Source organism: Vibrio bathopelagicus, assembly GCF_014879975.1.
Taxonomy (GTDB): Bacteria; Pseudomonadota; Gammaproteobacteria; order Enterobacterales; family Vibrionaceae; genus Vibrio; species Vibrio bathopelagicus.
The window spans coordinates 958,865-984,773 of record NZ_CP062501.1; the positions used below are offsets into that span (position 1 = coordinate 958,865).

Below are 25,909 nucleotides of genomic sequence, written 5' to 3' on the forward strand. Positions count from 1 at the left end.
TGGATTAGAAAGCAAAACTATAGGCTAAGGTGATGGCGCCATCTTTAAATCGGCCTGTGTTCTCACCGCGTTCAGCACTGTTCCAACGGTTTCCTGAATAGTTGTTGTACTGCAGAGTAATGGAACCTGGTCGCCAGTCGAAATAGCCAAAGCCATAAGTGAAGTCAGGATTCCATGGTTGTTGCTGGTTTTTATCTAGGTAATAAAAAGCAGTGCCATTGACGTACCAATTCCCCCAAATGGAATATTTACAGCCAAGGCTAACCGTTTGGTGGTTAGACTTATATTCGATCGAGGCTAAATCGAAATATTCGGGCGTGAGGTTGTAGTCGACTTGGCAACCAATAGCGCCGTCGTCGGTAAATCTAAACCAATCCACGACAGGAGAGGTTATCGGGAACTTCCAGCCAAGAGACCAAGTGCCTTGGTTGAATTCAGTTCTGTTTTGTCCAGGTTCTGGATTGAATCGGTTGCCACCATAGTTTGAGTAAACAAGGCTTAACGTATATGGACGCCAATCACTGTAACCAAAAACATAGGTGAAATCTGGATTCCATGCTTGCTGCTGATCGCTGTCCAAATAGTGATAAAAGGTTCCGGAAATAAACCAAGCCCCAGCGATGGTATATTTCAGCGAGAGTGTTGCGGTTTTATTTAGGTTGGAGGGGCCTTGCGTGCTCCCCGCGGGTAGGTTTGCAGATTCCGTTTCAGCTAAGGGTTGGTGATAACCGATGTTGCCACTTAATCCATCAAAGAGATCTCTCTCTTCCCAATCGGCATATGGGAATTCAAACGAACTGCTCACACCTTTCCAAATTTCATCAATTTCTGAATCTGTGGGTATGGATGTTGAAGTGTTTGAAGGTGTACTTGCTGTGACTGTATTGCCGTTATCTGTTTTCGGGGCGTGAGGCGCAGTATTGGCCAAAAAACTGTCTGCTGTTGCATGGTTTGCAATCACACCAAGCAAGATTGTTAAATTCCATCCTTTTGTTAATGTCATTTTTAACAATTCACCCCTATTGATAGTGCTAGTTACCGCACATCATTAACTTAAAAGAAACAAAAGCATAAGAAACAATTTGCAAAGCAATGAGTTGAGTCTAACCTAAAGTAATAAGGCGTGCGAACCAAAGCTAAAAATAATAGTTAATGTGCGCATTTGTAACGTCAGTTAAAGGCTTAGGGTTAAGAATGAAAGATATTCTATTGGTGGACGATAATCGAACCATTCTTATATATATGAGTTCGGTTCTTAAAAAACGCGGTTATCGAGTGCATACTGCATCAGGTGGTGAAAAAGCGCTTGAACTGCTGGCTAGTAACAATGATATCCAACTCGTACTTAGCGATTGGATGATGCCTGGAATGAATGGCTTAGAACTTTGCCGTGAACTTAAGTCCCAAGATTACAACCGCTACATCTTTTTTGTCCTTTTGTCTTCGAAGGGGGACGAGGCCTCAATTATCAATGGTATTGACGCGGGTGCGGATGATTTCATCGATAAAAAAACCTCCATCGATGAACTCGATGCACGTGTGAGAGCAGGTTTCCGAACTCTTGCTTTACATAACGAAGTCGTCGACAAGAATACCGAACTTGATAAAGCTTACGATACGATTAAGCGTGATTTAGATTCCGCGAGTGATCTCATTCGTCACATCCTTCCTAAAACCAAACATTTCGCCTGTGTTGAGCTGAGCTACATTTCGATACCTAGTGCTCAAGTTGGCGGAGACATGCTCGGCTACATGCAACTAGATAAAGATCACGTGGCGTTTTATCTATTTGATGTTGCGGGCCATGGAGTCTCTTCTGCACTGATGTCTTTTTCGGTGCAAACAAGTTTATCTGTTTTAAACGGCAATGCTTCAGTCGTTCTTAAGCATGATGGAGACAGCACCCAAATTTGCCCACCACACGAAGTGGTATCAAAGCTCAATCAAATGTACATGAGCAACGACTCAAATATTCTCTATTTCACAATGATTTATGCCGTGCTTAACATCAAAACGGGATTGATGTCGTATTGCTGTGCTGGTCACCCTCCGTTGGTTTGGTACCACGGATCTAAAGGCAATGCCGAGCTAATTGGTCACGATAATTTTGTGGTTGGTGCCTTTGATGAGGTGGAATATCAAGCTGCAAATATTCAATTAGAAGCCGGGGATAAAATATGGTTTTACTCCGATGGAATCACTGAAGCTGAAAATGGTGAAGAACAATTTTCAGAGGAAGGCTTGAAAGATGCGATTGAAGAGTTGCAGCACTACCCAACACAACAGCAAACCGAATTATTAGTAAACAATGTCAGAAACTGGCAACACAATGAAAGCTTCCAAGATGATGTAAGTGTTTTGGTCGCAGAATGGAAAGGGCCTCAAGAAGGAGACGCCGAATGCGATATGAAATTAGTCAACAAGGCAACAGCACAGTTCTTCAAGTAAATGAAGAGCGATTTGATGCGAAGCTTGCCCCTGAGTTTAGAGAAACAGTAGAAAGCTTAACTCCAGAACTGTCACAAAATGTGGTGCTAGATATTACTAACGTCAAATTTATGGATAGCAGTGGTCTTGGTGCGGTGATGGGGGTTTACAAAATGTTGAGAGACAAAAAGATCGCTGTAGCAAATGATCAAAAGCCAGTTTTGGATCTGTTTAAGCTAACGCGTATGGATCGGTTGATCAAAACGTACACCACTGTAGATGAAGCGTTAGCTACGGCAGTTTAGGGGGATAAAATGAAAGGAATGATTCTAGCTGCAGGGAAAGGAACTCGTGTCAAACCTATCACTCAGTCGTTGCCTAAACCCATGATTCCAATCCTTGGGAAACCAGTGATGGAATCGATGATTGAGCTGTTTGCTCAACACAATATTAATAAGCTCGTTATTAACACGAGTCACCTTGCTGAGGTAATCGAGGGTTACTTTGGTGATGGCCACCATTTTGATGTGCAACTTTCGTATTCCTATGAAGGTGAGCATGTTGATGGTGAATATCGAAGTAAAGCATTAGGGTCGGCTGGTGGAATGCAAAAAATACAGCAGTTTTCCGGCTTTTTCGATGAGACATTCGTTGTGGTCTGTGGTGATGCTTGGATAGATCTTGACCTAACAGAAGCTGTTCGTAAGCATAAAAAGAATGGCGGTATCGCGACCATCATTACCAAAAACGTGATGTTAGATGATGTCGAAAAATACGGCGTTGTTGTGACTAACGATAAAGGGCTTGTCACTAGCTTCCAAGAAAAACCACCGAAAGCTGAAGCCATGTCTACTCAAATCAATACCGGGATCTACATTTTTGAGCCCGCTATTTTTGACTATATCCCTAAAGAGGGTGAATACGATATTGGTAGTGAACTCTTCCCTATGTTAGTAGAAAAACACGTCCCATTTTATGCCGTAGAGATGAATTTCCAATGGTTAGATGTAGGGAATATTACGGATATCTGGAGTGTTACCAAAGATATTCTTGATGGAAAAGTCCCTGGTTATCGAATTCCGGGAACTCAAGTAAAGGCCGGAGTTTGGGTAGGAATTAACTCTGTCGTGGATCTCAATAATTGTAGCTTAACTCCACCAGTGGTTATCGGTAGCGGTTGTAAAGTCGACGCGAATGCGAAGGTAATTGGCCCAGCGTTAATTGGCGCAAATTGCCAACTTGATTCAGGCAGTGTTGTTGAAGAGTCTCTTATATTCGACAACATCAATGTTGAGTCTGGCGCGCATATTAAGCATCAAACCATATTTGGTAATTACTGCATTGGCCATGACGGCGTACAAAATCATGATTTGAAATGGCATAACCTAAGAACGCATGCAGCACACAACCGTGTATCGGATATGTTGAATAGCATGTAGATAAGGAGGGACTCCATGTTGGAGACATTTGAACAGGCATATAAAAGTTCTCTCGAAACCTCTCGGCAGGTCGCTTTGGAGCTTCACGCTTACTGGGCGGAAGTCGGGATATCCCCTGATCTAGCCTCACAGTTGGAACTATGTGTTGTAGAGATGGTTAACAACACTTATATCCATGCTTATAGCGAGCAGGAAGGTATGCCTGTCAGGGTCAAGTGCTTACTTGAAAGCGATTCTAATTCGAAGAAGTTGTGCATCGACATCATCGATCAAGGAGAAGCTATGACAGAAAGTGAATTGGAAAAAGCGTTGTCCAATGAGTTCGTGGATATGGACCCTAGTGATGACTCAACATGGACGACGTCTGGACGCGGTTTTTTGATTGTATCGGCTTTGATGGATGAAATCAGATTGCAAGTTGAGGGTGGATATAACTGTTTCATGATGACTAAGGAGTTGGTTGAAAGTGATTTGATCGACAATGTTCATTCCCCATAGATTCAGGGAAAAGAAACATTTGGCTAGATGAATAAAATAATAGGGAAATGAACAAATGGACAATTATTTTCATAAATTTGAGCATCGGGTTCCGCCCGAACCTGTACCTCACAGTGTACCTAGGGAGCTTCTATATCAGTATTTGGCGACCTGTAGCTTAACGTTAGGTTTATGGTATTTGGGTTGGCGTTGGATGTACGCGCTAAATTACGATGCACTGTGGTTCTCTCTACCTTTAGCTTTTGCTGAGTCATGTGCTTTTATTGGTTCAATTTTGTTTACATACAACCTGTGGAAGCTTGAAGATGAGCCTAAAAAGGCTCCACCGCACAAGATCTCGGAATGTATTTCTAACAGTGAGGAAGATAGGCCAATCAGTGTTGATGTCTTTTTCCCTAGTTACGATGAAGAGCCAGAGTTGGTAAAACTGAGTATTCTGGATGCTCAAAAAATCCGTTACCCTCACGATATTGATATTAAGATATTCATTCTTGATGATGGTAAGCGACCTGAAATGGAAGCGATGGCTAAAGAGATGGGTATTGGCTACATCACTCGTGATGGAAATATTGGATTTAAGGCTGGTAACTTACGAAATGCGATGGAGCGTACCAGTGGTGACTTCGTTGTCATCTGTGATGCGGATACTCGTCCATTCCCTACCATTCTAGAAAATACACTTGGCTACTTTAGAGACCCAAGTGTTGCATGGGTACAAACACCGCAATGGTTCTTTGACTTACCAGAAGGTGAGCGCCTTCCTGAGTTCCTAACTAGAAAAGTAGGTAAGTGGGCGAGCCCAATTGGTCGAGGTATTGAGCGTTTTTATGGCCCAGTAACCTTAGGTGAAGACCCATTCGTCAACGACCCTCAAATGTTTTATGACGTGATTCAACGTCGTCGTAATTGGGTCAATTCTTCTTTCTGTTGTGGCGCTGGTTCGATACACCGCCGTGAAGCGGTCATGGAAGCTGCGCTTAGAGCATACGCGGAGCAAATCACCAAAGAACAAGATGAAATCGAAGCGCAAATCCGTCGTTTAACCAATGAGAAAAAGGTTGAACAAACGGTGTCGGATAACTTACGTGATGAGATTTTGTTTGATACTGAATTCACTCCATATAAATTCCACGTGTCTGAGGATTTATACACATCTATCGTTTTACATTCAGATAGAGAGCGAAATTGGCGTTCGGTGATGCACCCTAATGTGGAAAGTAAGATGTTATCTCCGCAAGATTTACAAACTTGGACTGTTCAGCGCTTTAAGTACTCAGGTGGTGCGATTGATATTTTCATGAACGATAACCCGATACTTCGTAAAGGCCTGACGCTAAAGCAGAAGTTTATGTATGGCGCGAGCTTTTGGTCCAATCTGTCTGCAATTTGGAATATCGTTTTCTTAGCGTGTCCGATCATCTATTTCCTAACTTCTATCGCTCCGGTAAGTGCATATGACGTGACTTTTTATCTTCACTTTCTTCCGTTTGTATTGACGGCTGAGTTGGCGATGATGATAGGGACGTGGGGGGTTGCTGGCTACAAAGGCAAAACTAACTTCTTGTCCTTCTTCCCTGTGAACTTAAGAGCTCTATGGACGGTACTTCGAGGGCGTAAAGTGAGTTTTCCTACCACGCCTAAGGAACGTCAAACAGGTAACTTTTTTAAACTTGTTATTCCACAAGCTGCCGTATTTGGCTTGAGCCTATTTAGCTTAGCTTTCGCATGGATTGGCCATTCAACAGGCTCATGGGGAAATTACTCATTTGGCGGACTTGTACTGAACACATTTTGGATTATCAATAACATGCTTGCGATGTGGGGAATGATCGCAGCTGCATTCTGGGCACCACCTGAAGAAAGTGAAGGTGAAGAAACTACCAATTCAGAGGAGTTGAAGTATGGAGTTTAATAAATCTCTGGTGAATGCTCGCCATCACATAGTATTTATTCTAGGGCTTGCTACGGCACTAATCATTGCCTTCAGTATTGAAAGCCGTGAGCCAGGACGTGTTCTGGGGAATATCACCTTTGAAATACCTGAAGACATCCCGTTTAAGTCTTCACGAGTATTGTCTGAACAAGAGTTTGAATGGGCGAATGTTGCTTGGCAGTACTTTGAAAACAATTATCAAGAAAACACCGGATTAGTGAATTCAGTAGATGGTTACCCTTCAACAACTATGTGGGATACCGCTTCTTACTTAATGGGGCTAATTGCTGCAGAGAAGATCAATATTATATCTTCAGAAGAGTTTGACCGACGTATGGAGAAGGCTCTGACTACGTTGGCGAGACTTCCGCTTGTTGATGGCTTATTGCCAAATAAAGCTTACAACACACAAACGTTGCAAATGGTGGATTACGCGAACAACCCTGAAGAAAATGGTATTGGTTGGTCTGCCATTGATATTGGTCGAATTTTAGTGCCGATGAATATCATGATTTGGCAGTACCCTAAGTTCAACAAGCAAGTTAACGATGTTTTGAATCACTGGAAAGTGAGTGCAATGTTGAACGAAGGCTACATGTTTGGTTCTCGTCCATCTAGTGTTGACGGCAAAATGGAGCTGGTTCAAGAAGGTCGAATCGGTTATGAAGAGTATGCATCAAAATCGCTAGCGCTTATGGGACGTGATGTATTTAACTCAATGAAATATATCGATTTCTTAGATATGGTTGATATCTATGGGGTTGAGATTCCTACCGATAAGCGTGACCCTTCTAAGTTCCACGCGCATAACTACGTGGTGAGTGAGTCTTACATATTGGACGGTATTGAATTTGGCGCAGATAGCGTATCGAAAGTGTTCGCACATCGAGTCTTCCAAGCTCAAGAACGACGTTACGAAGATACGGGTATCGTGACAGCGGTCAGTGAAGATAACGTAGATGAAGCACCATACTTTGTGTACAACACCGTGTTCTCTGATGGCGAAAAATGGAATGCCATTTCAGACGATGGTAAAGATCAATCTCACCTTAAAACACTATCCACGAAAGCAGCCTTTGGCTGGTATGCACTCTATGACTCTGATTATACCGATGTGCTAATCAATGAAGCATCAACGTTGTATTCAGATGAAAAAGGTTGGTATTCAGGTCGTTATGAGATTGATGGTAGAACGAATAAAGCGGTAACGGCAAATACCAACGGTATTGTTTTGGAATCTTTAGCGTATATAGAAAATGGACCACTATTGACCATCGGTGAGTTGAAATAATAAGAAGGAATTTATATGCGAACGATTAGTGTTGGCTTGATCACTCTTGCAATCGTTGGTTGCGGTAGTAAATATAATCAATTCTCTGATGATATTATTGAAAGAAATACACACTGGACAACGCCACAACCTCGTTCTGGAGAGCTAACAGAGCAAGAGATGGATATGGCGAGGATTGCTTGGAAGTACTTTGAAAATAACTACCAAGAATCAACAGGGCTAGTGAATGCGGTAAATAATTACCCATCGGTTACATGGTGGGATGCGGCTTCTTATTTGGCGGGCATGACGAGTGCCTATGAGTTAGGAATCATTGAGAAAGAAGAGTTTGATAAACGATTGGTACGTTTTCTGACTACATTAAACACGCTTGACTTGTTTAAGGGCGAGCTGCCAAACAAAGCCTACAATACGCAAACAGCGGCAAAGGTGGACTATGGTAACCAACCAGGTGAAATTGGTTACTCGGCGCTGGACTTAGGGCGTTTGATGATTTGGCTCTACATTATCAAACAGAGGTACCCAGAGTTCGCGACAAGTATCGATTCAGTTCTATTACGTTGGAACTACTGCAATGTTGTTGATGAGAACGGCACCATGTTTGGCGCACTACTAGAACCAGGTAAAGAGGTTCAGTACCTTCAAGAAGGTCGTTTAGGGTATGAAGAGTATGCAGCTAAGGGGTTTGAACTTTGGGGGTTCGATACCACACAAGCTGCAATGGCCGAGCCTTATGCCACTATAAACCTGTTCGGTTACGACGTGCCTTACGATACTCGTGACCCAAGAAAACTCAAAGCTCATAGTTACGTTGTAACTGAGAGTTATGTGTTAGACGGTATCGAGATGGGTTGGGATTTAGTCGAAGACCGTTCACCACATGACAACAATTACTCACATGAGTGGATCGCTGAGTTTGCTCTTCAGATTTACCGAGTCCAAGAAGAGCGTTATAAGCAAACGGGTATCATTACTGCTAGAACCGAGCACCAACTAGCAGGAGCTCCTTATTTCGTTTATGACACAATTTATACTGATGGTTTTGCTTGGAATACAATTTCAGAAGTCGGTGAGTATCTACCTCAGTATTCAGCTGTTGCGATTAAAGGCGCGATGGGGATGTGGGCTCTATGGGACACACCATACACGGATCTATTGTTTGATCATGTTTCGACTGCATATGACCGCGAAAAAGGGTTCTATGAAGGTATATTTGAAAATGGTACCGGACTTATTAATACGTTCACGTCGAATAATAATGGGATTACCTTAGAAATCTTATTGTACAAAAAGCAAGGTAAGTTATTGACCTATAAAGATAACTTAGCGCCAAGCCTATGGGAGAAAGCGTTGGAGTCGCCGTTTGGTTATGAAGGCCAATGTCTACCTCGTAAAAAGATTGTACCCGTAGAATAAGGTTACTGAATGCTGAAGAAGTGGAGTGTACTTTTGTTGTCGGTATCTATTTCCGGATGTGGAGTAGTTTACCAAGGTGTAAGCAATGGTGTTGATGCGCTCAATCAGTCTCAAATCGTAAGACAGGGGCGTCATGGCCCATTAACCGAAGAAGAGCTTCTATGGGCTCAAACCGCATGGAAATATATAGATAACAACACCCAACTCACAACAGGGTTGGTGAACAGTTTGGATAATTTTCCGACAACAAACATGGCAGGCTTGGCTGACTATTTGATTTCTCTAATTGCGGCCAAGGAATTCGAGTTTATAACCAATAAGCAATATGACGAGCGTTTGACGTTGGTATTGGCATTTCTCAACAAAATGGACCTGAGTTATGGTTATGCCCCTAACAAAGTCTACAGCACGCAAAGTGGGGGAATGGTGAACTATGGAAATCAACCTCAAGACATAGGTTGGTCATCTTTAGATGTCGGTCGTTTACTGATTGTGTTAGCTATTGTGAAGCGACATTCACCTGAGTTTTCAGAGTATGTAGATAAAGCAGTCTTGAGGTGGAACTTTTGTGAGTTAATTAGCCTTGATGGTGAGTTGTACGGTGGCCTAATTCAAGATGGCCAGCTTATACGCTATAAAGAAGGTCGGCTGGGTATCGAAGAGTATACCTCTTATGGTTATCTTGACTGGCAAATTGTTCCTGAAAAAGCCATGAATATTGAACCTTATGATGTGGCAACTATTTACGATATCGACTTGATTTTCGATGGTCGAGATCCGCGAGTGTTTAATGTATTAAGACCTGTCTATTCGACACCTTACCTATGGATGGGGTTAGAATTTAATTGGGATAAGGTTGGAGATACGACTTCAAGTGATGCTACCCATACTAATCAAACCTTGTCTGCGATGGCTGATGCTATTTACCAAGTTCAAGAAGCTCGCTGGGATAATGAAAGAATCTACACTGCGCGAGGAGAGCACGTTGTTACCGGAGAACCATACTTTGTCTATGACGCTATCTATGGGTTGGGTACGCCTTGGATAACGTTGGCCGAAGATGGCAGTTCTCATGATGATTTAGCACTGGTTTCAACAAGAGTCGCTTTTCAAATGTGGGCATTGTGGAAAACAGACTATACCGATCGATTGATGACCCTAGTAAAAGAGTTGTATGACCCTCAGCGAGGTTGGTATGAGGGGCGTTACGAACTAACCAGTGCTTATGAAAAAAGCATCAGTTTGAAAACTAATGCGGGGGTGCTTCAAGCTTTGCTTTATAAGCAAAAGGGCAAGTTGTATCAATCGACTACTGATAAAGAATATAGAGATGTAAAATTTAACTCTCGTTTCGACCATCCTGGTCGTTGCTTAATAGAGACATTCCGATGAACAGAGTATGGATACTATTGCTTGTCATGTCGTTTCCTTCCTACGCATTAAACCAAGCATCAATTGATCTTCTGAGTACGCCGACATTGATGGTTTCACAAGGCCGTTATATCCAAGCGGCTAATTTAATGCATCAACAAGCAAATAGAGCCCTGAGTATGGAACCTAAGTTAGGAACCAAGCAAATGTGGTTAACTGCTGGTTTAGCGGATGCGTTGGCTGCGATTGCGGCAGAGAAAAGCCAAGATCCGATTGCTTACGAATATTGGTCCAATAGTGTTCGATATTTCTTAATGGGGGGAAGCAATTGGCTTGAGTACAAGCAGCAATTACAGAGTGAATATAATCAATTCAATGCTCGTTTCTCTGTTGCCACAAATTCAGGGGATGCGAGTGGTTTTGTGAATGACTCATGGGTTCAACTCTCTTCTCTTATCGATATCTGGGACCAAAAGCTTGGAGTGTTTAATTACGATGCACCGGCAACGGGGTTGATTGCTTCACCACCTCCACCGGTAAAACGCTCAAACAAACCATTAGCCAAAGGTGATCAGCTAAAACAATACACACCGAATGGAAAGCTGATGCTCAACAATGAGTTTTCAAATAAACCGACTTTCGTGGTCGAACCATCTCCTACGTCGAAAAGTACTAATTCAGAGGTTAAAGCGGCCAATCCACAAACGAGTGATTTGTCAGGGGCGAGTGGTGAAGGTTCCAATGTGGTACAGAGAGCCAGTACCGGAGGAACGATTAATTACAGTGGCTCAGACATTAATTCGCCTAAAAGCCGAGTTCACCCTCAAGCCGAAGTTGCAACGAGCAATATCTCTATAATGAAAGAGCTTCCTACAACGAAAGAGTTATCAGCTAACGAACCAGTAGATAACAAGGCTTCCCATTCAACGAATCAACAAGTCAAAAGTAAGAGTGCAGAATCTCCGAATGGAAATGATGAGATCCAACCAGTGGTTATTATTTCTCCGCTTGGCGATGTCGAACCAATTTCTGAATCCAATGTGCAATCGACTCTACCAGAGCCTCATCCTGTTGAAACTAAAACGATTCCCAAAGGTAATTTAGGCTTGAATTCTGCTCCTGCAGTGGAAGCCGTACAAAGAAGAAGTTTTATTCCAGTAACCGAAGACTAAATCTAGGGTGAAATTTATGGCATATGTATTACGCTTGATAGTGAAACTCAATGAATAAGTGTGTTTGCCCATGCCATTATCCAAAACATATTCTGCTATCGCCGTTGCGTTAGTCTTATCTAGTGCCACCGTTTATGGGGAGAGCTTCGAAGACCCATTTAGGGACTTAGATAGCAGCCTCTGGTGGTTGTCTGATGGGTGGGAGAATGGGTTTCCATTCGTAAGTCGATGGGACGCTGACGCGGTTAGTTTCAACAAGAGAGGGATGACTCTCTCATTGTCGCCAGATCCCGTGTTAGCTGATGACGGTAAATTGAGCTTTTATGGGGGAGAGATTCGAAGTACGGAGTTTTATCCATACGGTTGCTATGAGATAGACATGAAACCAGCAAAAGCCCCCGGGGTTGTTAGTTCTTTCTTTTTGTTTTCGGGACCTTACGACAAACCTGAAGGCGGCAATGGAATACACAATGAAATAGATATCGAATTTCTTGGTTCTAATACCAATATGGTCCAACTGAATTTTTGGACTGATGATGACAGCTACACCAACTCGCATGAGACACTTATTTTTTTAGGGTTTGATGCATCCAAAGATTTCCATCGCTATGGAATATATTGGGGAGAAGATAAGCTTGAATGGTATATAGATGGCAACTTGGTATTACGTATAAACGACAGCCAATATGACCCTATTCCAAGTATTGAAAGCTCGTATTTACGTATTATGGCCAATATATGGGCGACAGACCCAGAGATCAGTAACTGGGCCGGTAAGTTCCGAGAAGATAGGAAAAAAACGTATCGAGCTAAGTATAGAAACTTCAGTTTTAAGCAAGGAAAACCTTGTTCAAAAAATCAATGACATAAGTTTGATATGAGTTGATTTGCATACTATTCTAAAGGTGATTATAACAACATCACGCTAGGGAATATGTATGGATACTTCATTGTCTACCGCTCTTGAACTTTTGAACGCTTCTAACGAACATTTCGATCTTACAGAACCGCAACACCAAAGCAGTTTACTTAGGCTTGCTGACCGACTATTAGCTATAGATAACCTCACCATACAAAATTTGAATGACTTGTCTCTTCAATTCAGCGCCCCACTAGAATTTAAACTTGCTGTTAAACTAGTCCAATCACGTAAAGAGACCCAGGCCATTTGTCAGCCTGTAGAGGTCAGTGTGGTATTTGCGATGTGGGGCGAGCAAAATCGCCTGCAGCCCAAGAGTTCTGATAACCCACATGGAGAGGACTCTCTGCGTACTAAAGTGGAGCAGTTACAATGGGTGACAGAAGATACTAATGTTAATTGGAAGCTATATGCCGTTGACGATGGTTGTCCGCATGGGAGTGCTTCTATTGCAGAGAACATCAAAGCGGGTTATGACGCCGCAACGAGTGCAAAAATTCAGGTATTACGCTTAGCGGATGCGTTACCTGTAGATCATGGGGCTTTAAGAAATCTAGCTTGTGCTGATGACTCTCGCAAAGGCGGAGCCATTATTTTAGGTTGTGATCAATCTTTAAAAGATGGAGTCGATGCCGTTTTATATACAGATGCTGATAACTCTGTTCATCTTGGACAGATTGGCCTTGCGCTAGCGCCATATAATCGCGAAGGAACGCAAGTCGTCTTAGGTAATAGAAAGCACGTTGACTCGATATTGGTAAAACAAGAAGAGCGTTGGGGAGTTGGGATTAAGACGCTTCGCCATATGCAACGAATGATCGGTGCGCAAATTTTTGATAGTGGAATTAAAGATACTCAAGCGGCGTTTAAGTTATACGGTCGAAATATATTAGAAAAAATACTGGAAAATCCAACAGTCTTTGATTTCTCATTTGATACGGATTGGATTTTTGCAGCGATGGAATTCAACCAACCGATTGTGACCGTGCCTTTTGCATTTATCGATTCTGCGGCTGAGTCTGCGTCAGTGGTTCAAGGGCCAATGACGACATGGTATGTGTTACTTGATGGGCTTGTTAAAGCTGCTAGAGCGCGTGGCGGAGACTACAGTGAGGAGATGGCTGATGTCTTTACGCGAGAAATTAATTCCCACGAAGACTTAGAATTAATCATAAATGTATTGCCACCAGAACTGGCAGCAGCAGGTGACAGTGATTTAGGTAACCCGCGAGTGATGTCTCCCCAGTCTGTACGTCATTGGATCACGAGCGCAAAATCATTAAGCGCTCAACCTGGGTTACATGCGTAGTGCCAAAACGGTGACTAGCCAATAGACGAAATAAAAAGAGCTAAGTGATACTTAGCTCTTTTTGCGTTGTAGGAAGTCGTTGTAGTTAGAGGCTTAGATATGAACAGACTGTATTAGCAATATTGAACTAATGCGTCTTCGATCTGTTTATTGATTATCTCAACTTCTTTATAAATTATGGATAGGTCACCATCTTGTGGTGCAAGGTTCTTTAAGGTGTTTTGCTCGACATTTTCTAACGCGACCGTTGCCGTATCTTCACCAAAACTGACTAAGATTCCTTTTAGTGTGTGTACGATAAAGTGAAGCTTGCCCCAGTCTTGTTGACTTACGAGCTCTTGAATCTCTTCTAGTGCATCCGCATGGTCTTCTTGATAGGTCGACAACACAGCAAATATCACATCTCTGTCGTTATCTAAGTAAGCATTTAAGGCATCAAAATCTAGCATATGGACTCCTGTCGGCTGCATGTTGAAAATGGGCTAGGTGGCTTAGTGGAAAAACCATACTTTAATGAGTCACTAATCCATTGGTTCCATTTTGGCGGAAGTTCTAACTGTGTAAGTTCTTCTATATATTCGTTGCTAAGATGTTCATCTATATGAGCCTTTTTGACCGCATATAAATAGTCAAGTTTCGCAGCAACAGAGTAGGGGTAATTGGTAATGTAATCTTTTAACTCATGTATTGAACTGGAGTTTTCTATATTAATACAAGTTGAAGGGTCAGTTTTGGTTGAACCAAGTTGTTGGTTAATTGTTTCCCCACGAGATTTTAAACATTCAGCCACAAGGTGGTAAAGGGAGTACTCGCCAAAGTGGACCAGCAATGGAACCAGTTGAACCAGTAAAGATGTTGGTTGACTATAAAAGTTATTTGCCAGTAGTGCCGAGGCTCGTATTACTTTTTTGTGTGCTATTTGAGGGGTGCTTTCAATAAGCAATATATTGCTTTGAAATAGCGCAAGGCTTGCTAAAACTTGTTGTTGGTGTTTTTCGGGGAGTTTTAGGTTTACTAGTTCCGTAAATTGATTCGCGTGTTCTAGCAGAATACGTTTGTTCTTTACTTGGGTTTCACGCTGATAAGTCGCCTTGAGTGAACTAAAGTGAGACCCAATGGAATGAATAACATCAATATCCGCTGAGGAGATATGGGTTGCATACATCTCACCAAGTTTAATCAGCATATGTGTGTTATCGGAGTTTTCTGCCAAATCTATCGCTCTGATTGCACGGTGGCTGATACTCGGTGTCATCTCAAATGCACGAATGGCAAGTTTGAGAGCAGGTAAAAGCATTTTATGCTTCTCATAAATACAGCTTAAACAATCGATAACAGTTAATGACAAAGGCTGAACGATCAGGTAATTGTGGAGCTTCTCTATCGCTAAGTTAGGCTTACCTAAGCTATCAAGAATTAATGCTTCTGCGACGAGCTTTGTTGGGTGCATATTGGTTTTTGAGTTCTTAATGACACTGGAAAGTAACTCCCACTTTTTACCAGATATAAGGTGTTCAATTAATGTCGCTTCGAATTGGACATTATTACCGTTTTGAGAGATGGCTAAAGCTTGTAGTAAGGCCTTGTGATTATTGATTGGATACAAATGGTGAAGCTGACTGAGTTGTCTTGATACAGACACAGCACTTTGGATTTTTTTCCCTAGTGACTGAGTATGAATTGGTTTTGAAATAAAATGGTGAGCTTCACCTGAAAGGGCCGTTAATACCGTTTCTTGGCGCATATCCCCAGATATCAAGATAGTTGCGACGGTATGATCGATAAGTCGATTTCGGTAGAGAATCCCTAACAGTTCGAACCCAGTAAAGGATTGTTCCAAATGGTAATCAATTAGCAGCAAATGGAAAGAGTGCGTCTCGACCGCTTTAATCGCTTGTCGATAGTTAGTGGCAATAAAAATACTTTCGTGCGCAATGCCTAAGCTTGAGAGTTGCTGCTTGATAAGGATCGTTGCACTCTTTGAGTCGTCGACAATCAAAACCCGTAGGTCTGGTGGTAAGGTCAAATCCATTTTCCTCAATACCAAATATTAACTTTAATTTAGGTGTCAAGTTGCACATTGTCAAGCTCCTGTGTTGAAAGGTGAATACTCAATAAGCTATTGGTAATAAAGAATATTCGATATATTTGAGAAAGGTAGCTCAAAGGTACGGTTAGTAAACTAGATTAGGTACTGCTTTTATAAACGACAAAAAGCAAACCATTAGGCTTGCCTTTTGTATTGGGGCTATTAATTACCTTGCTTTGATGTTTCAGATAGAACGGTTAATCCCGCATGTTAAGAATCAACACGGCAGCTAGAGCTAGGAATGCTGTCATCATTAAGAACACATCATTGTAAGCCATGATAGCGGCGTCACGCTGCATGGTTCCAAGTAAGCTTGCTTGCGCTTGTTGCATCGCGGTTGCAGCATCACTACCTGATTGGATGAAGAACGCTTGTTGCTGTTGAAGTGTTTGCCAACCAAGTTGACTCACTGAAGGCAACGATTCTTTGATATGTGCAAGATGCTCACTTGTCTTGTTATCCAGTAGAGTAGCGATAATTGCAATACTGAAAGCACCACCTAGGTTACGCATTACATTTGTTAAAGTTGATGCGTCTGGCGTGTCCATTTTGCTGATGTTCTTCATGGCAACCAAAGACAGCGGAACCATGATAAACGGGCTACCAATAGCGCGTAGAATCATCGACAAAATCAACTGCTGACCACCGAAATCGATCGTCATGTGAGTGTTCACATAACAACTCAACCCAAACATCGCGAAGCCAAAGGTCACCAAGTATTTGGGCTTAATGATTTGAGTTAGTTTTGGCACTATTGGGAAGATCAGAAGTTGTGGGAAACCCATCCACATTAGTACTTCGCCGATTTCCATCGCGTTGTATTGCTGGATTTGTGTTAAATACAGTGGCAACACGTAGATAGAGCCGAGCAACGCCATCCCTAAGATTAGATAGGCGATACAAGACATCGCAAACTGAGCATCCCGCAATAGCCGTAAATTCACCAGTGGCTTCTTGTGTTGTAGTTCGTTTATCACGAAGTAAACCAAACTCACCGCAGACACGATACTCAAGCCAACGATAAAGCTTGAGCTAAACCACTCTTCACGGTTGCCTTCTTCTAACACAACTTCCAAACAACCTAAACCTAGCGCCATGGTTGCGATACCAAACCAGTCGGCTTTTTTCAGTGTACCAAGATCTAGCTTTTCATCGTCCAAGCCATATCGGATCATGGTGATCACGAGTAGAGCGGGTGGAATATTGATGTAGAAAATATAGTGCCATGAGAAGTTCTCGGTCAGCCAGCCACCAAATGTTGGGCCAATAGATGGAGCAAACGTCGCGGTAACACCAAACAGTGCCATACCGACAGCACGTTTATTGATAGGCAGCAGTTGAATAACCAACGAGAACGCGAGTGGGATTAAAGCGCCCCCACTAAAGCCTTGCATCGCACGAAACACGATCATCGAAGTCATGTTCCACGAGAATGAACATAACAAAGACGAGAAGGTAAAGATGACCGTGGTCCACGTGAGATAACGACGTTTACCGAGCGCTTTTGAAAGCCAACCACTGAGTGGAATCGCGATCATTTCTGCAACTAGGTATGACGTGGAGATCCACGAACTTTCATCCAAGGTTGCAGACAAGGCACCTTGAATATCTTTAAGAGACGAGTTGGTGATTTGGATATCCAAGATCGCCATAAACGCACCAATCAAACCGCCGAATAGGGCAATCCAATGGCGAGTTGATACTTTGTCCTCATCATGAGTTGGGGTGACAACACCAGCGCTGCTCATGGTCTAGCCTCGTTTATCGATAGTCGCAACCACAGACAAACCAGGAAGCAATCGGCCTTTCAACTCTTGCTGGTCTGGAATGGTAATTTTTACAGGTACACGTTGCACGATTTTGGTGAAGTTACCGGTCGCATTTTCTGGTGGCAGCAGCGCGAACTTAGCGCCAGTAGCAGGGGAGAAGCTGTCCACGATGCCTTCAAGTGGCTGACCTGGAAAAGCATCTAACTCAACTTCAACCGTTTGACCTTTGTGGATACCACTTAGTTGTGTCTCTTTGAAGTTGGCCTCAATCCACACTTGGTTGTTAGGCACTAAACTCATAAGCGGAGCACCAGCTTGAATCAGCAAACCTTCACGGACACTGCGTTTACCTATTACGCCATCAGTAGGTGCGTAGACTTTGGTGTAGTCAAGATTTAGCTGTGCTTGATCTTGCTGTGCCTGAGCTTCTGTTACTGAGGCTTTGGCTTGTTCAATTTCGCTAGCAATAACGATGAGTTGATCGTTACTTGCGACGAGGTTTGCTTTCGCTTCTTCTAAGTCTGCAAGGGTCACTTTTTGTTGAGCGACCATGCTATCGACTTCATCTTGGGAAGCGTAATTGCGTTTTAACAAGCTGCGAGAGCGCTGCACCTGTTGGATTGCACGTTCATATTCTGCTTCTGCGGAATCGACGCCACTTTCTGCTTGGTTTATTTTGCTACGTTGTAACGTCTGTTGAGCGATTAAGTTCTTTACGTCAGATTGTACGACGGATAAATGAGCATTAGCTTGAGCGAGGGCCGCTTGGTAATCATGGTCATCGATTTGAACCAATAGGTCGCCTTCTTTCACCGATTGGTTATCACTCACGTAAGACTTAACAATATAGCCAGACACTTTAGGGCTGATATTGGTGATGTCGCCTTGTAGGTAGGCGTTATCGGTCGATTCAAAATACTGGCCGTAGCCATACCAATATCCAGCGCCAGCTAAGCCCAATGACAGCATGATCGCAGTAGCAATAAGCGGTGCCTTTTTACGTTTTTTTGTGCTTACTGGTTGCGAAGCGTTATTGATATCTGTCATTTCTTTTTCTCATTTTGATTTTATTTAGATGTAACAAATTGTAAATGAATCTCATTGATTGATAAGATAGGAAAAAAGAGAAACACTGTTGCAAAAATCTTACTAATTACGAGTTTGGGGGAGGTCGGATGGACTTAAATGCCGTCACTGTTTTTACACAAGTCGTTGATTGTGGGAGTTTCACGCATGCCGCTGAGGCATTGAACATGACCAAGTCGACCGTAAGCCGAAAACTTGCTGAGCTAGAACAGCATCTAGGTGTGAGGTTGATCACTCGTTCGACACGAAGTTTGGTGTTAACACCGGAAGGTGAGCGTTTCTATCAATCGAGCATGCAAATGCACGAGATAATGAACCAAGCTGAATTAGAAGTTTCAGCTAACCAAGATCTGATTCGAGGCCCTCTAAACGTTGTGCTCCCTGTTGAATTGGGACACCAAGTGTTAGCGAAGTATATTCACAGCTTTCTGCTTGAACATCCGAATGTAACGATGAATTTGGAATTGACTAACCGTGAAGTCGACATAATTGGTGAAGGCATCGATCTCTACGCACAAATCGGTGAGCTGGCAGACTCCAGTTTGGTTTCTCGTTTTTTGACGACTTCAGGACGCGTGTTAGTCGCTAGCCCTAAATATTTAGAGCAATTTGGCGAAATTAAAACGCCTAAGGACCTCAAATCACCATTTCGAATGATCGAGGTCTCGAATAAAGCGGCGCGTTTGCCTAAATGGAAGTTACAACTTGATGATGGTGAATCCGAGCTGATAGAGCTTCCAAGCCAGCTCAAGGTAAATACCATTACGGCATGTCTTACCGCGTGTGTTGACGGGCTAGGGCTTGCTGTTTTGCCTGAGTTCATCTGTAGAGACCATTTTAAAACTGGTCGATTGGTGCACTTACTGCCTGAATACGACATGCCACAAGTCTCGGTGAGTTTGGTGTACGCCGACAGGCAGCTCATGCCTAAACGTAAAAAGGTCTTTATCGACTATCTGCTAACGGCATTTCAAAGCCGCAACCATGAATAGCTTTTGTCTAATCACTCTTAAGTCGCGACACAAATACTCAGTTCTTTAGTATCGAAATAGAACACTAAAGAACTGAAAAGCTAACGAACTCACTAATGAAAGAGTAAGAGTGCGATCAATTGAGCTCTGGTTTCCACTCTACGACTTGTCCATTACTTAATACGGCTTTGATAGACGTTGCCGCAACACTGACACCCTTTTGGTTAAACGCTTGATCAGAGAAATTCGCGATGATCTTGCTGCCATCATCGAATACGGTTTGTTGAACTGTACCGCTGTTATCTAACCACGCAAAATTAACGAGCGTCTTGTCCCATAACTGCTTGTGTATTGGCTCAAATCCATCCTGATAGTTCTTCAATGCCTTAAGTCTTGGGCTTGAGCTCGATAAAGCTTCATCTCTTGTTAAGTGAACCATCGCAGGTGTGTTGTACAGCATGGCAGTTAAATCGCGGTTAGCTTTCACATTGGTGAACTTGAGACTGTCTGAATGCCAGTGGTGTGTGTTAATCACTTCATCATGGAATACGGTTTGGTAAAGCGGAATTCGGTATTGAGGCGAAAACAGTAGCGACTTGTAGGGGTCTTTAACTTCGGTAGGCTTAAAGAAGAAATCCGGTTTGTGGTCTGGGTACCAACGGCCCAAGTAATAAGGTGATTGGCGGTTTTCTTTCATGTCTTTATCTGTCCAACCAAAGCCAACCGTTTCTAATCCGTGTGCAAACGCGATGCCTTTTGTCGTCAGGCTATTGCCATCTTCAGAACCAAGCACTAAATCTGGTTGTTCGCTTAACCACTGCATTCGGTTATTGAAGGCCGAAAGCATATGCGACTCACTGGTATTGTCACGGTAATCTTCACGAGCCATTGCTGTCGCATCCACATCTAAGAACAGACTATTAAAGTGCCCAAGGCGCATGATGTCGAGAGCACGCTCCTTTACGTAGTCCAAATGGCAATTCGGATTTAAGTAAAAACCGTTTCCTCGGAATCCTTTTTTCAAGCGGCCATCAGCCATTTCAATCGCACAAGTGTCGCGAATAGGCGTTGGCAGTTGAGCTGTTAACCAATTGTCGTTTAACTGTGCGGGTATAGCTGTGTTGTAAGAATCATAGGTTCCAACTAAATAACCGGACTGTTTAGCCAGTTCTACTGCATTCGGTTGATAGAAAGCTGGCATCCAATTATCAAAACCTAGCCAAAGCTGATTCAAGCCCGCTTTATTTAGGTTGCTGACCATATCTGACGACAAGGCTTGTCCCCACGTTTCAGGTGTATTGAGATAAGAAGACGCGTTGTTAATCAACCAGTTTTTTTTGTCTTGTGCGGCGGTATGTTGAGCTTGAATAGTGTTGTCAGTGAGTGTTGGCGTGGCAACAGGGTACAATCCTTGTAGTGACTGGCTTATAGAGTCCAACAACAGCTGTTTGTGATACTGGCTAAACCAATCTTTGCCTTTAGATAGAGAAGACAGTTCTCGCTTGGCTTCACTTGGAATAATCAGTTTAGATCTCTCTAGATACCAAGTGTTTAATCCCCACCAGTTGTTTATATCTTGGATGCTTAACGGGTCTTTACCAAACAGATAAATGTGGCTCGCGCCAATTAGCTTACTCACGTCAGGATTACGCTTTTGCTTTTCGACAAGCGATTCAGAGCGATCATTCTTAGTACGCCAACCACGGTATTGTTTCGCGCCATCCAACCAAGAATCTCCAAGTGTTATCCGAACCGTAAAAGGCTGAGACTTGTTCAGCATGGTAAATTGATGTGATGCATTCATATCAATGTTGGTGCTTGTCTTAGAGGACGAATTAGAAAAAAACAGCTGATTGTTGGTTGGGTTGATCAACTGATAACTAATGAATTGATCCTTCTGTTGCGCGCTCCAAAACGGCATTTTTAAGTCTTGTGTGGTGTTACTTCCAGAATGATTGTCGACTAGATAGTTTGCCCATTGCTTATTGTTGGTAGGCACGCGCATACCTTCGTTAAAGGGTAGGAATAGGGTTTGAGTTTGTTGCTCTGCAAGGTCAAACCAAGTGAGAACAATGGGTTGGTTTCGTTCTATATCAATATCTGAGGGAACGGTGAATTGGACAAGAAGATCATCTTGCTTCAATTCGGCTTCAGCATGGATTCCGCTTGGTATCAGTGTCCAAGAAGCCTTGGTTTGTGAGTGAGCGACAAGCTGTGTGGTTTTCTGAGGTTGATGATCAACCGTTAGCGCTGCGCTATTCACGCTTAAGCCATTCCAATCAATCTCTAGTGTTTTTGTTGAAATTGAGACTGTGTCGCTGTTGTTAATACTCGTTAGTGTTATCTGGCTGTCTTGTGCGTTTGCTGAGAACGCACAAGTGCTAAATAGAGCCAAAATGGCAAAAGACGTAAAGTTTAAATGGTGACGTACACTGAGCATATCTAGGTTCCGTAAAGAGTAAGTACGGTTATTAAACCCAAGTCGTGATGGTGTTTTGTCGCCTATATGTCTCTATTATCTCTCTTAAGGGTTTAATACCTTTTTACTGCGTGCATAACTTTAGAAAGGCACCGCGACACGCTGTACATATTGGATTGCAATCGCGCCTTGGTATTCAAACATTTCCACCGAAGCACTCAGGTGTTTGGCTTTCGTTCCTAGTGGGCTTTCTGTGGGAACGGCTGCTTGCGCTGTTTTGATTGGCACTTTGTAGCCCAACAGGTTGTAGTTATCATCAAACCATTGCCAACTCACATTAGCGTCAGGGCAATTGTCGATCACCTTTGGAGGCGAGAGCACAACATACGGTTCGCTGAGTTTACTTTCGAGCGTTAGCCATCGATTTCTGTCATTTAAAGCCACAACAATAGGATAGTTGTTTGATCCTATGGTTAACTGATAAACACCGGACTCGGGTTTGATGAACATTTCACTGGTTTCAATCTCTTGATATTCGACATCAGAATTGAGTAGTCCATCGATAACCACTTTCCCTGAAGGTGTTACTAAAGAGATGGGCTGTGCTTCTGACTCTTCACCTATTTGCTCCGCAGATACTTTAATCTGATAGCCTTGTGACGAAAGACCTTGGCGTTTGATAAAGCTAACTTGGATGCGGTTGTTGGGTTTAACACTTTGTTCAAGAGTGGTTCCACATTGAGTTTGACTCAGTATTTCTTGTTTAACAGGCAACCAAAGCTGGCTATCAAGTGTCTCCTGATTAAGCGCGATTTGTAGTTCTTGCCAAGCGACTTGTGGTTGGCCATCAAGCAGCGATTGATAGGTGTGTTGCAATGGCGTATTAGCAAACCAAGCTGCGTGACACGCAAAGGGCAATGTACAGAATAGTGCTGTTAGATAGCTTACTTTCATTGTGATTTCCCAGCCAAACGATAACCAACTCCACGGTGTGTCTCTAGGTGGAGTGTTGGCAGCTTCTGACGCAAACGCAGTATGTGGTTGTCCACGGTTCTGGTACTTGGGAAGGCTTGATAACCCCAAATTTTATTGAGTAACTCATCTCGGTGGAACACACGCCCTTGGTTCTGAACAAACAAAACCAATAACTGAAACTCTTTAGGTTTGAGTGCGATAGGACTGTCATCCAGATAAGCAATGCGTTCCGACAAGTTGATTTGGATGTTGGCGTAATTTAAGTGGCTAACACCTAATGGGCGAAGCTGAGTGATCACCCGAGCAAGCAACTCTTCATTTGAAAATGGTTTAGTCACGTAATCTTTGGCGCCAGCCATCAAGCCTTCAACACGTTGTTGAACTTCCACTTTGGCGGTTAACACAATCACAGGCAGAGCTTTGAGCAGTAACCAATTTGGAAGGTGCTGTAAGCTGTCACCGTCTTCGAGTTGTCGATCAAGCACCACAAGGTCGGCACGTAACCACAGCTTACTGGCACTCTTTGCATCTTGTACCCAAAGGCAGTGATAACCATTGGACTCAAAGAAGCTGACAAGGCCTTGCCCTAGCAGTTGGTCGTCTTCAATCAGCAATAGGGTGTTCATAAGCGATTTCCAAAATGCATCGTGTTGGGTTACGGAGAATAATGAGACGGCCATTGGCTTGTTTCATCAAGTGTTCGACAATTGTCAGGCCAATGCCCATGTTATCTTGTTTGTGTGCATCACTTGGCGTTACTCGGGATAATAGTCGTTGTATCAAAGAAGGGAAGTGACCCTCATCTTGCACTTCTATCGTCAGTTTATCGGCAAGGGTGACCTTAACTAAAACCTTACCTTGTCCGTGTTGCTTGGCATTTTTGATCAAGTTATCAAGGCAGATGGTTAACCAATAATACGGTAGATTAAGTTCGACTTCGCTTGATTCACATTGATACTCAATATTGTGCTTTTCGCAGACATGGTCGAGCCACTCTTCTAATGATGCGTTTTGCTTCAACAACGGCTCTGACTGATCTGCACTCAAGTACACTTTACTGTTTTGAGTAAGTTGCGAAAGCCTTTGATAGTCGGATATTAAGCGCCAAACTGCGCCTTGGGTGTCATCGGGAAAATCATCGTAGCGGTTTCTGAACATTTCGACGGTTAAGCCAAGGCTAGTGATTGGTGTGCGCAGTTCATGCGTGAGAAGTTGCAATACAAATTGCTTCTCTCTGCGTTCTTTCCTACGTAGATATATGGCTCTAGTTAATACGCAAAGTAGCGTGAAAAGTAATGAGAGAGTCACAAGCTTCATGACAAGCCTATCGTTGCTCGACTCGCTCAGGCACAGGTTACTGTAACGAAAAGAACAGCTTTCGCCCGACAAGGTGACTTCTTGCTGCTCGGCGATAGGCTGCCACACTTCCGATGGAATCGCTTTCCAACCTTGTTCGCCATTTAACCAAAGCACATCACCTTGTTGCCAAGCGCGATATCCATTAAGTAGCGCCTCTTTTCCTTCTATCGTTAAAGTTTCCAGCTTGGGAAATAACGGATGCAGAGGGTTGCTGATACTCAAAAATGGATGAATTTGCTCACTGTTCTCTGGGTAATGGGCTAAATAACGGTCAGCAAAACTGCCACCAGCAGGGTGTCGTTTTGAGTGTGCCGCAAACCAGATTGAATCTAGCTGTTGTTGTTGACACAAAGCCAGTTCGAATTCGATGGCATCGTTCAAAGAAGGGTTGGTATTTTCAATCGCTTGGCAGTGATTTTGTATCGAGGCCAGTTCTGCGATGTCTTCCCAACTGAATTTTTTGAAATCCGGATAGCGACTGCTTTCCTTAAGAAGAATTTTTGGATATTGAGATAATTCTTGTTGAGATACAGAAATTGGAGACGACTGCCAACTGAGTTGATACAGGGTTTGCCACTTGTCTTGCAAACTTTGGGCATTGGCTAGCGTTGGGAGCCAAAAGGTCAAACAAAGGGCTAATGTCAGCCTACGCATCCAGTCATTCTCATTAAAAGTCATTAGGGCGAGTCTAAAGAGTTTTGGCTGAGATTTGTAACCTGAATGTCAACAAGCGTCCTTTCGATAACAAATTGTGAAGCTGAGTCATGAAATAAATCATAAGCCTGAATTGAGCATGCTTTCAGAGAATAAGGCTAAAATACAGAAAGTATCATTTATTTGGTTTAAATTAGATAATTGTGTACTTAATGTTATTTTTGGGGCGGTGGAACTGAATATACTGGGTTCAAACCTAATAAGAGGAACCACCATGAAAATAATCATAAAATCAGTATTGGCAATGAGCATCTTGGCTGCAGGTTCAGTTCAGGCATTTGAACTCACGAGCAATGATATTCAAGAAGGTCACCCAATGGCGAAGACGTTTGAATACTCTAGCTGGGGTTGTGATGGCGATAACTTATCACCTCAGTTGATGTGGAAAGACGCGCCAGCAGGAACCAAGAGTTTTGCGATTACAGCTTACGACCCGGATGCACCAACCGAAAGTGGTTTTTGGCATTGGGTCGCATTTGACATCCCAGCAACGGTAAACGAATTACCACGCGCTGTGGACATCGCGAAGTTAGGTGGCAAAGAAGGGCGCATCGATTACGGAAGCGTCGGCTTTGGTGGTGCTTGCCCTCCCGAGAAGGACGGCATGCACCGTTACCAATTCACCGTTTGGGCATTACCAACGGACAAACTTAGCCTAGATGAAAACACGCCGTCTGCTGTGGTCGGTTTTACGCTGAACAGCATGGCGTTAGACAAAGCGAGATTAACAGCAACTTATACTCGCTAGCTTG

22 protein-coding genes are annotated in these 25,909 nt (G+C 43.1%); 13 read left to right on the forward strand and 9 right to left on the reverse strand.

The features are described 5' to 3' along the window. Positions 1-4: 4 nt before the first annotated feature. The gene (locus tag IHV80_RS20555) at positions 5-1,003 is read right to left on the reverse strand and encodes a hypothetical protein (protein ID WP_192892119.1); all 999 of its coding nucleotides are present in this window, start codon (positions 1,001-1,003) and stop codon (positions 5-7) included. A gap of 191 nt (positions 1,004-1,194) precedes the next feature. Between IHV80_RS20555 and IHV80_RS20560 the strand changes: the two genes are divergently transcribed. From IHV80_RS20560 to IHV80_RS20610, 11 genes are all read left to right on the forward strand, one after another. After that, a complete protein-coding gene (locus IHV80_RS20560; protein ID WP_192892120.1) occupies positions 1,195-2,448 on the forward strand; it encodes a PP2C family protein-serine/threonine phosphatase in 1,254 nt (417 codons plus the stop codon). Then, the gene (locus IHV80_RS20565) at positions 2,400-2,732 is read left to right on the forward strand and encodes an STAS domain-containing protein (RefSeq protein ID WP_086713858.1); all 333 of its coding nucleotides are present in this window, start codon (positions 2,400-2,402) and stop codon (positions 2,730-2,732) included. The genes IHV80_RS20560 and IHV80_RS20565 overlap by 49 nt, the downstream gene beginning before the upstream one ends. 9 nt (positions 2,733-2,741) lie before the next feature. After that, positions 2,742-3,866 carry a sugar phosphate nucleotidyltransferase gene (locus IHV80_RS20570; RefSeq protein ID WP_192892121.1) on the forward strand — a complete coding sequence of 375 codons (1,125 nt, stop codon included), beginning with the start codon at positions 2,742-2,744 and terminating at the stop codon, positions 3,864-3,866. Between the two features lie 15 nt (positions 3,867-3,881). After that, positions 3,882-4,364, forward strand: a complete 483-nt coding sequence (locus IHV80_RS20575) for an ATP-binding protein (protein WP_192892122.1) — start codon at positions 3,882-3,884, stop codon at positions 4,362-4,364. A 55-nt stretch (positions 4,365-4,419) separates the two neighbouring features. Further along, the gene (locus tag IHV80_RS20580; RefSeq protein ID WP_192892123.1) at positions 4,420-6,276 is read left to right on the forward strand and encodes a glycosyltransferase family 2 protein; all 1,857 of its coding nucleotides are present in this window, start codon (positions 4,420-4,422) and stop codon (positions 6,274-6,276) included. Then, positions 6,266-7,588, forward strand: a complete 1,323-nt coding sequence (locus IHV80_RS20585) for a DUF3131 domain-containing protein (protein ID WP_192892124.1) — start codon at positions 6,266-6,268, stop codon at positions 7,586-7,588. The genes IHV80_RS20580 and IHV80_RS20585 overlap by 11 nt, the downstream gene beginning before the upstream one ends. Before the next feature lie 15 nt (positions 7,589-7,603). Next, a complete protein-coding gene (locus IHV80_RS20590; RefSeq protein ID WP_192892125.1) occupies positions 7,604-9,004 on the forward strand; it encodes a DUF3131 domain-containing protein in 1,401 nt (466 codons plus the stop codon). Between the two features lie 9 nt (positions 9,005-9,013). Further along, positions 9,014-10,396 (forward strand): DUF3131 domain-containing protein, encoded by a 1,383-nt coding sequence (locus IHV80_RS20595; protein ID WP_086713864.1) that lies wholly within the window; start codon positions 9,014-9,016, stop codon positions 10,394-10,396. Next, on the forward strand, positions 10,393-11,547 hold the full coding sequence (locus tag IHV80_RS20600; RefSeq protein WP_192892126.1) for a hypothetical protein: 1,155 nt from the start codon (positions 10,393-10,395) through the stop codon (positions 11,545-11,547). Before IHV80_RS20595 ends, IHV80_RS20600 begins: the two co-directional genes overlap by 4 nt. A 265-nt stretch (positions 11,548-11,812) precedes the next feature. Next, on the forward strand, positions 11,813-12,412 hold the full coding sequence (locus IHV80_RS20605) for a family 16 glycosylhydrolase (protein WP_264158484.1): 600 nt from the start codon (positions 11,813-11,815) through the stop codon (positions 12,410-12,412). 73 nt (positions 12,413-12,485) lie between these two features. Further along, a complete protein-coding gene (locus tag IHV80_RS20610; RefSeq protein ID WP_192892128.1) occupies positions 12,486-13,775 on the forward strand; it encodes a glycosyltransferase family protein in 1,290 nt (429 codons plus the stop codon). A gap of 113 nt (positions 13,776-13,888) precedes the next feature. Here IHV80_RS20610 and IHV80_RS20615 read toward each other — a convergent pair whose 3' ends face one another. From IHV80_RS20615 to IHV80_RS20630, 4 genes are all read right to left on the reverse strand, one after another. Next, positions 13,889-14,224 carry an Hpt domain-containing protein gene (locus IHV80_RS20615; protein WP_192892129.1) on the reverse strand — a complete coding sequence of 112 codons (336 nt, stop codon included), beginning with the start codon at positions 14,222-14,224 and terminating at the stop codon, positions 13,889-13,891. Further along, positions 14,218-15,807: a response regulator gene (locus tag IHV80_RS20620; RefSeq protein ID WP_192892130.1), complete on the reverse strand. Its 1,590-nt coding sequence runs from the start codon at positions 15,805-15,807 to the stop codon at positions 14,218-14,220. Before IHV80_RS20620 ends, IHV80_RS20615 begins: the two co-directional genes overlap by 7 nt. A gap of 254 nt (positions 15,808-16,061) precedes the next feature. Next, a complete protein-coding gene (locus IHV80_RS20625) occupies positions 16,062-17,612 on the reverse strand; it encodes a DHA2 family efflux MFS transporter permease subunit (RefSeq protein ID WP_192892131.1) in 1,551 nt (516 codons plus the stop codon). 3 nt (positions 17,613-17,615) lie between these two features. Beyond that, positions 17,616-18,680 carry an HlyD family secretion protein gene (locus IHV80_RS20630; RefSeq protein WP_192892132.1) on the reverse strand — a complete coding sequence of 355 codons (1,065 nt, stop codon included), beginning with the start codon at positions 18,678-18,680 and terminating at the stop codon, positions 17,616-17,618. A 128-nt stretch (positions 18,681-18,808) separates the two neighbouring features. On the opposite strand from IHV80_RS20630, the gene IHV80_RS20635 reads away from it, so the two are divergent. Next, the gene (locus IHV80_RS20635; RefSeq protein WP_192892133.1) at positions 18,809-19,711 is read left to right on the forward strand and encodes a LysR family transcriptional regulator; all 903 of its coding nucleotides are present in this window, start codon (positions 18,809-18,811) and stop codon (positions 19,709-19,711) included. Between the two features lie 115 nt (positions 19,712-19,826). On the opposite strand, the gene IHV80_RS20640 is transcribed toward IHV80_RS20635, so the two are convergent. From IHV80_RS20640 to IHV80_RS20655, 4 genes are all read right to left on the reverse strand, one after another. Next, entirely contained in the window at positions 19,827-22,130 is a 2,304-nt protein-coding gene (locus tag IHV80_RS20640; protein WP_192892134.1) for a glycoside hydrolase, read from the reverse strand. A 120-nt stretch (positions 22,131-22,250) separates the two neighbouring features. Then, positions 22,251-23,063 carry a DUF2861 family protein gene (locus tag IHV80_RS20645; RefSeq protein WP_192892135.1) on the reverse strand — a complete coding sequence of 271 codons (813 nt, stop codon included), beginning with the start codon at positions 23,061-23,063 and terminating at the stop codon, positions 22,251-22,253. Beyond that, positions 23,060-23,710 carry a response regulator transcription factor gene (locus IHV80_RS20650; protein WP_192892136.1) on the reverse strand — a complete coding sequence of 217 codons (651 nt, stop codon included), beginning with the start codon at positions 23,708-23,710 and terminating at the stop codon, positions 23,060-23,062. Before IHV80_RS20650 ends, IHV80_RS20645 begins: the two co-directional genes overlap by 4 nt. After that, positions 23,688-25,097 carry an ATP-binding protein gene (locus IHV80_RS20655; RefSeq protein WP_192892187.1) on the reverse strand — a complete coding sequence of 470 codons (1,410 nt, stop codon included), beginning with the start codon at positions 25,095-25,097 and terminating at the stop codon, positions 23,688-23,690. Before IHV80_RS20655 ends, IHV80_RS20650 begins: the two co-directional genes overlap by 23 nt. Positions 25,098-25,371: 274 nt before the next feature. On the opposite strand from IHV80_RS20655, the gene IHV80_RS20660 reads away from it, so the two are divergent. Then, positions 25,372-25,905, forward strand: a complete 534-nt coding sequence (locus IHV80_RS20660) for a YbhB/YbcL family Raf kinase inhibitor-like protein (RefSeq protein ID WP_192892137.1) — start codon at positions 25,372-25,374, stop codon at positions 25,903-25,905. Positions 25,906-25,909: the final 4 nt, after the last annotated feature.

Excerpts from the sequence above, each read along its gene's own strand:
- IHV80_RS20555 (WP_192892119.1), bottom strand. The coding sequence starts at position 1,003 with ATGACATTAACAAAAGGATGGAATTTAACAATCTTGCTTGGTGTGATT.
- IHV80_RS20560 (WP_192892120.1), top strand. The coding sequence starts at position 1,195 with ATGAAAGATATTCTATTGGTGGACGATAATCGAACCATTCTTATATAT.
- IHV80_RS20565 (WP_086713858.1), top strand. The coding sequence starts at position 2,400 with ATGCGATATGAAATTAGTCAACAAGGCAACAGCACAGTTCTTCAAGTA.
- IHV80_RS20570 (WP_192892121.1), top strand. The coding sequence starts at position 2,742 with ATGAAAGGAATGATTCTAGCTGCAGGGAAAGGAACTCGTGTCAAACCT.
- IHV80_RS20575 (WP_192892122.1), top strand. The coding sequence starts at position 3,882 with ATGTTGGAGACATTTGAACAGGCATATAAAAGTTCTCTCGAAACCTCT.
- IHV80_RS20580 (WP_192892123.1), top strand. The coding sequence starts at position 4,420 with ATGGACAATTATTTTCATAAATTTGAGCATCGGGTTCCGCCCGAACCT.
- IHV80_RS20585 (WP_192892124.1), top strand. The coding sequence starts at position 6,266 with ATGGAGTTTAATAAATCTCTGGTGAATGCTCGCCATCACATAGTATTT.
- IHV80_RS20590 (WP_192892125.1), top strand. The coding sequence starts at position 7,604 with ATGCGAACGATTAGTGTTGGCTTGATCACTCTTGCAATCGTTGGTTGC.
- IHV80_RS20595 (WP_086713864.1), top strand. The coding sequence starts at position 9,014 with ATGCTGAAGAAGTGGAGTGTACTTTTGTTGTCGGTATCTATTTCCGGA.
- IHV80_RS20600 (WP_192892126.1), top strand. The coding sequence starts at position 10,393 with ATGAACAGAGTATGGATACTATTGCTTGTCATGTCGTTTCCTTCCTAC.
- IHV80_RS20605 (WP_264158484.1), top strand. The coding sequence starts at position 11,813 with ATGACTCTCTCATTGTCGCCAGATCCCGTGTTAGCTGATGACGGTAAA.
- IHV80_RS20610 (WP_192892128.1), top strand. The coding sequence starts at position 12,486 with ATGGATACTTCATTGTCTACCGCTCTTGAACTTTTGAACGCTTCTAAC.
- IHV80_RS20615 (WP_192892129.1), bottom strand. The coding sequence starts at position 14,224 with ATGCTAGATTTTGATGCCTTAAATGCTTACTTAGATAACGACAGAGAT.
- IHV80_RS20620 (WP_192892130.1), bottom strand. The coding sequence starts at position 15,807 with ATGGATTTGACCTTACCACCAGACCTACGGGTTTTGATTGTCGACGAC.
- IHV80_RS20625 (WP_192892131.1), bottom strand. The coding sequence starts at position 17,612 with ATGAGCAGCGCTGGTGTTGTCACCCCAACTCATGATGAGGACAAAGTA.
- IHV80_RS20630 (WP_192892132.1), bottom strand. The coding sequence starts at position 18,680 with ATGACAGATATCAATAACGCTTCGCAACCAGTAAGCACAAAAAAACGT.
- IHV80_RS20635 (WP_192892133.1), top strand. The coding sequence starts at position 18,809 with ATGGACTTAAATGCCGTCACTGTTTTTACACAAGTCGTTGATTGTGGG.
- IHV80_RS20640 (WP_192892134.1), bottom strand. The coding sequence starts at position 22,130 with ATGCTCAGTGTACGTCACCATTTAAACTTTACGTCTTTTGCCATTTTG.
- IHV80_RS20645 (WP_192892135.1), bottom strand. The coding sequence starts at position 23,063 with ATGAAAGTAAGCTATCTAACAGCACTATTCTGTACATTGCCCTTTGCG.
- IHV80_RS20650 (WP_192892136.1), bottom strand. The coding sequence starts at position 23,710 with ATGAACACCCTATTGCTGATTGAAGACGACCAACTGCTAGGGCAAGGC.
- IHV80_RS20655 (WP_192892187.1), bottom strand. The coding sequence starts at position 25,097 with ATGCGTAGGCTGACATTAGCCCTTTGTTTGACCTTTTGGCTCCCAACG.
- IHV80_RS20660 (WP_192892137.1), top strand. The coding sequence starts at position 25,372 with ATGAAAATAATCATAAAATCAGTATTGGCAATGAGCATCTTGGCTGCA.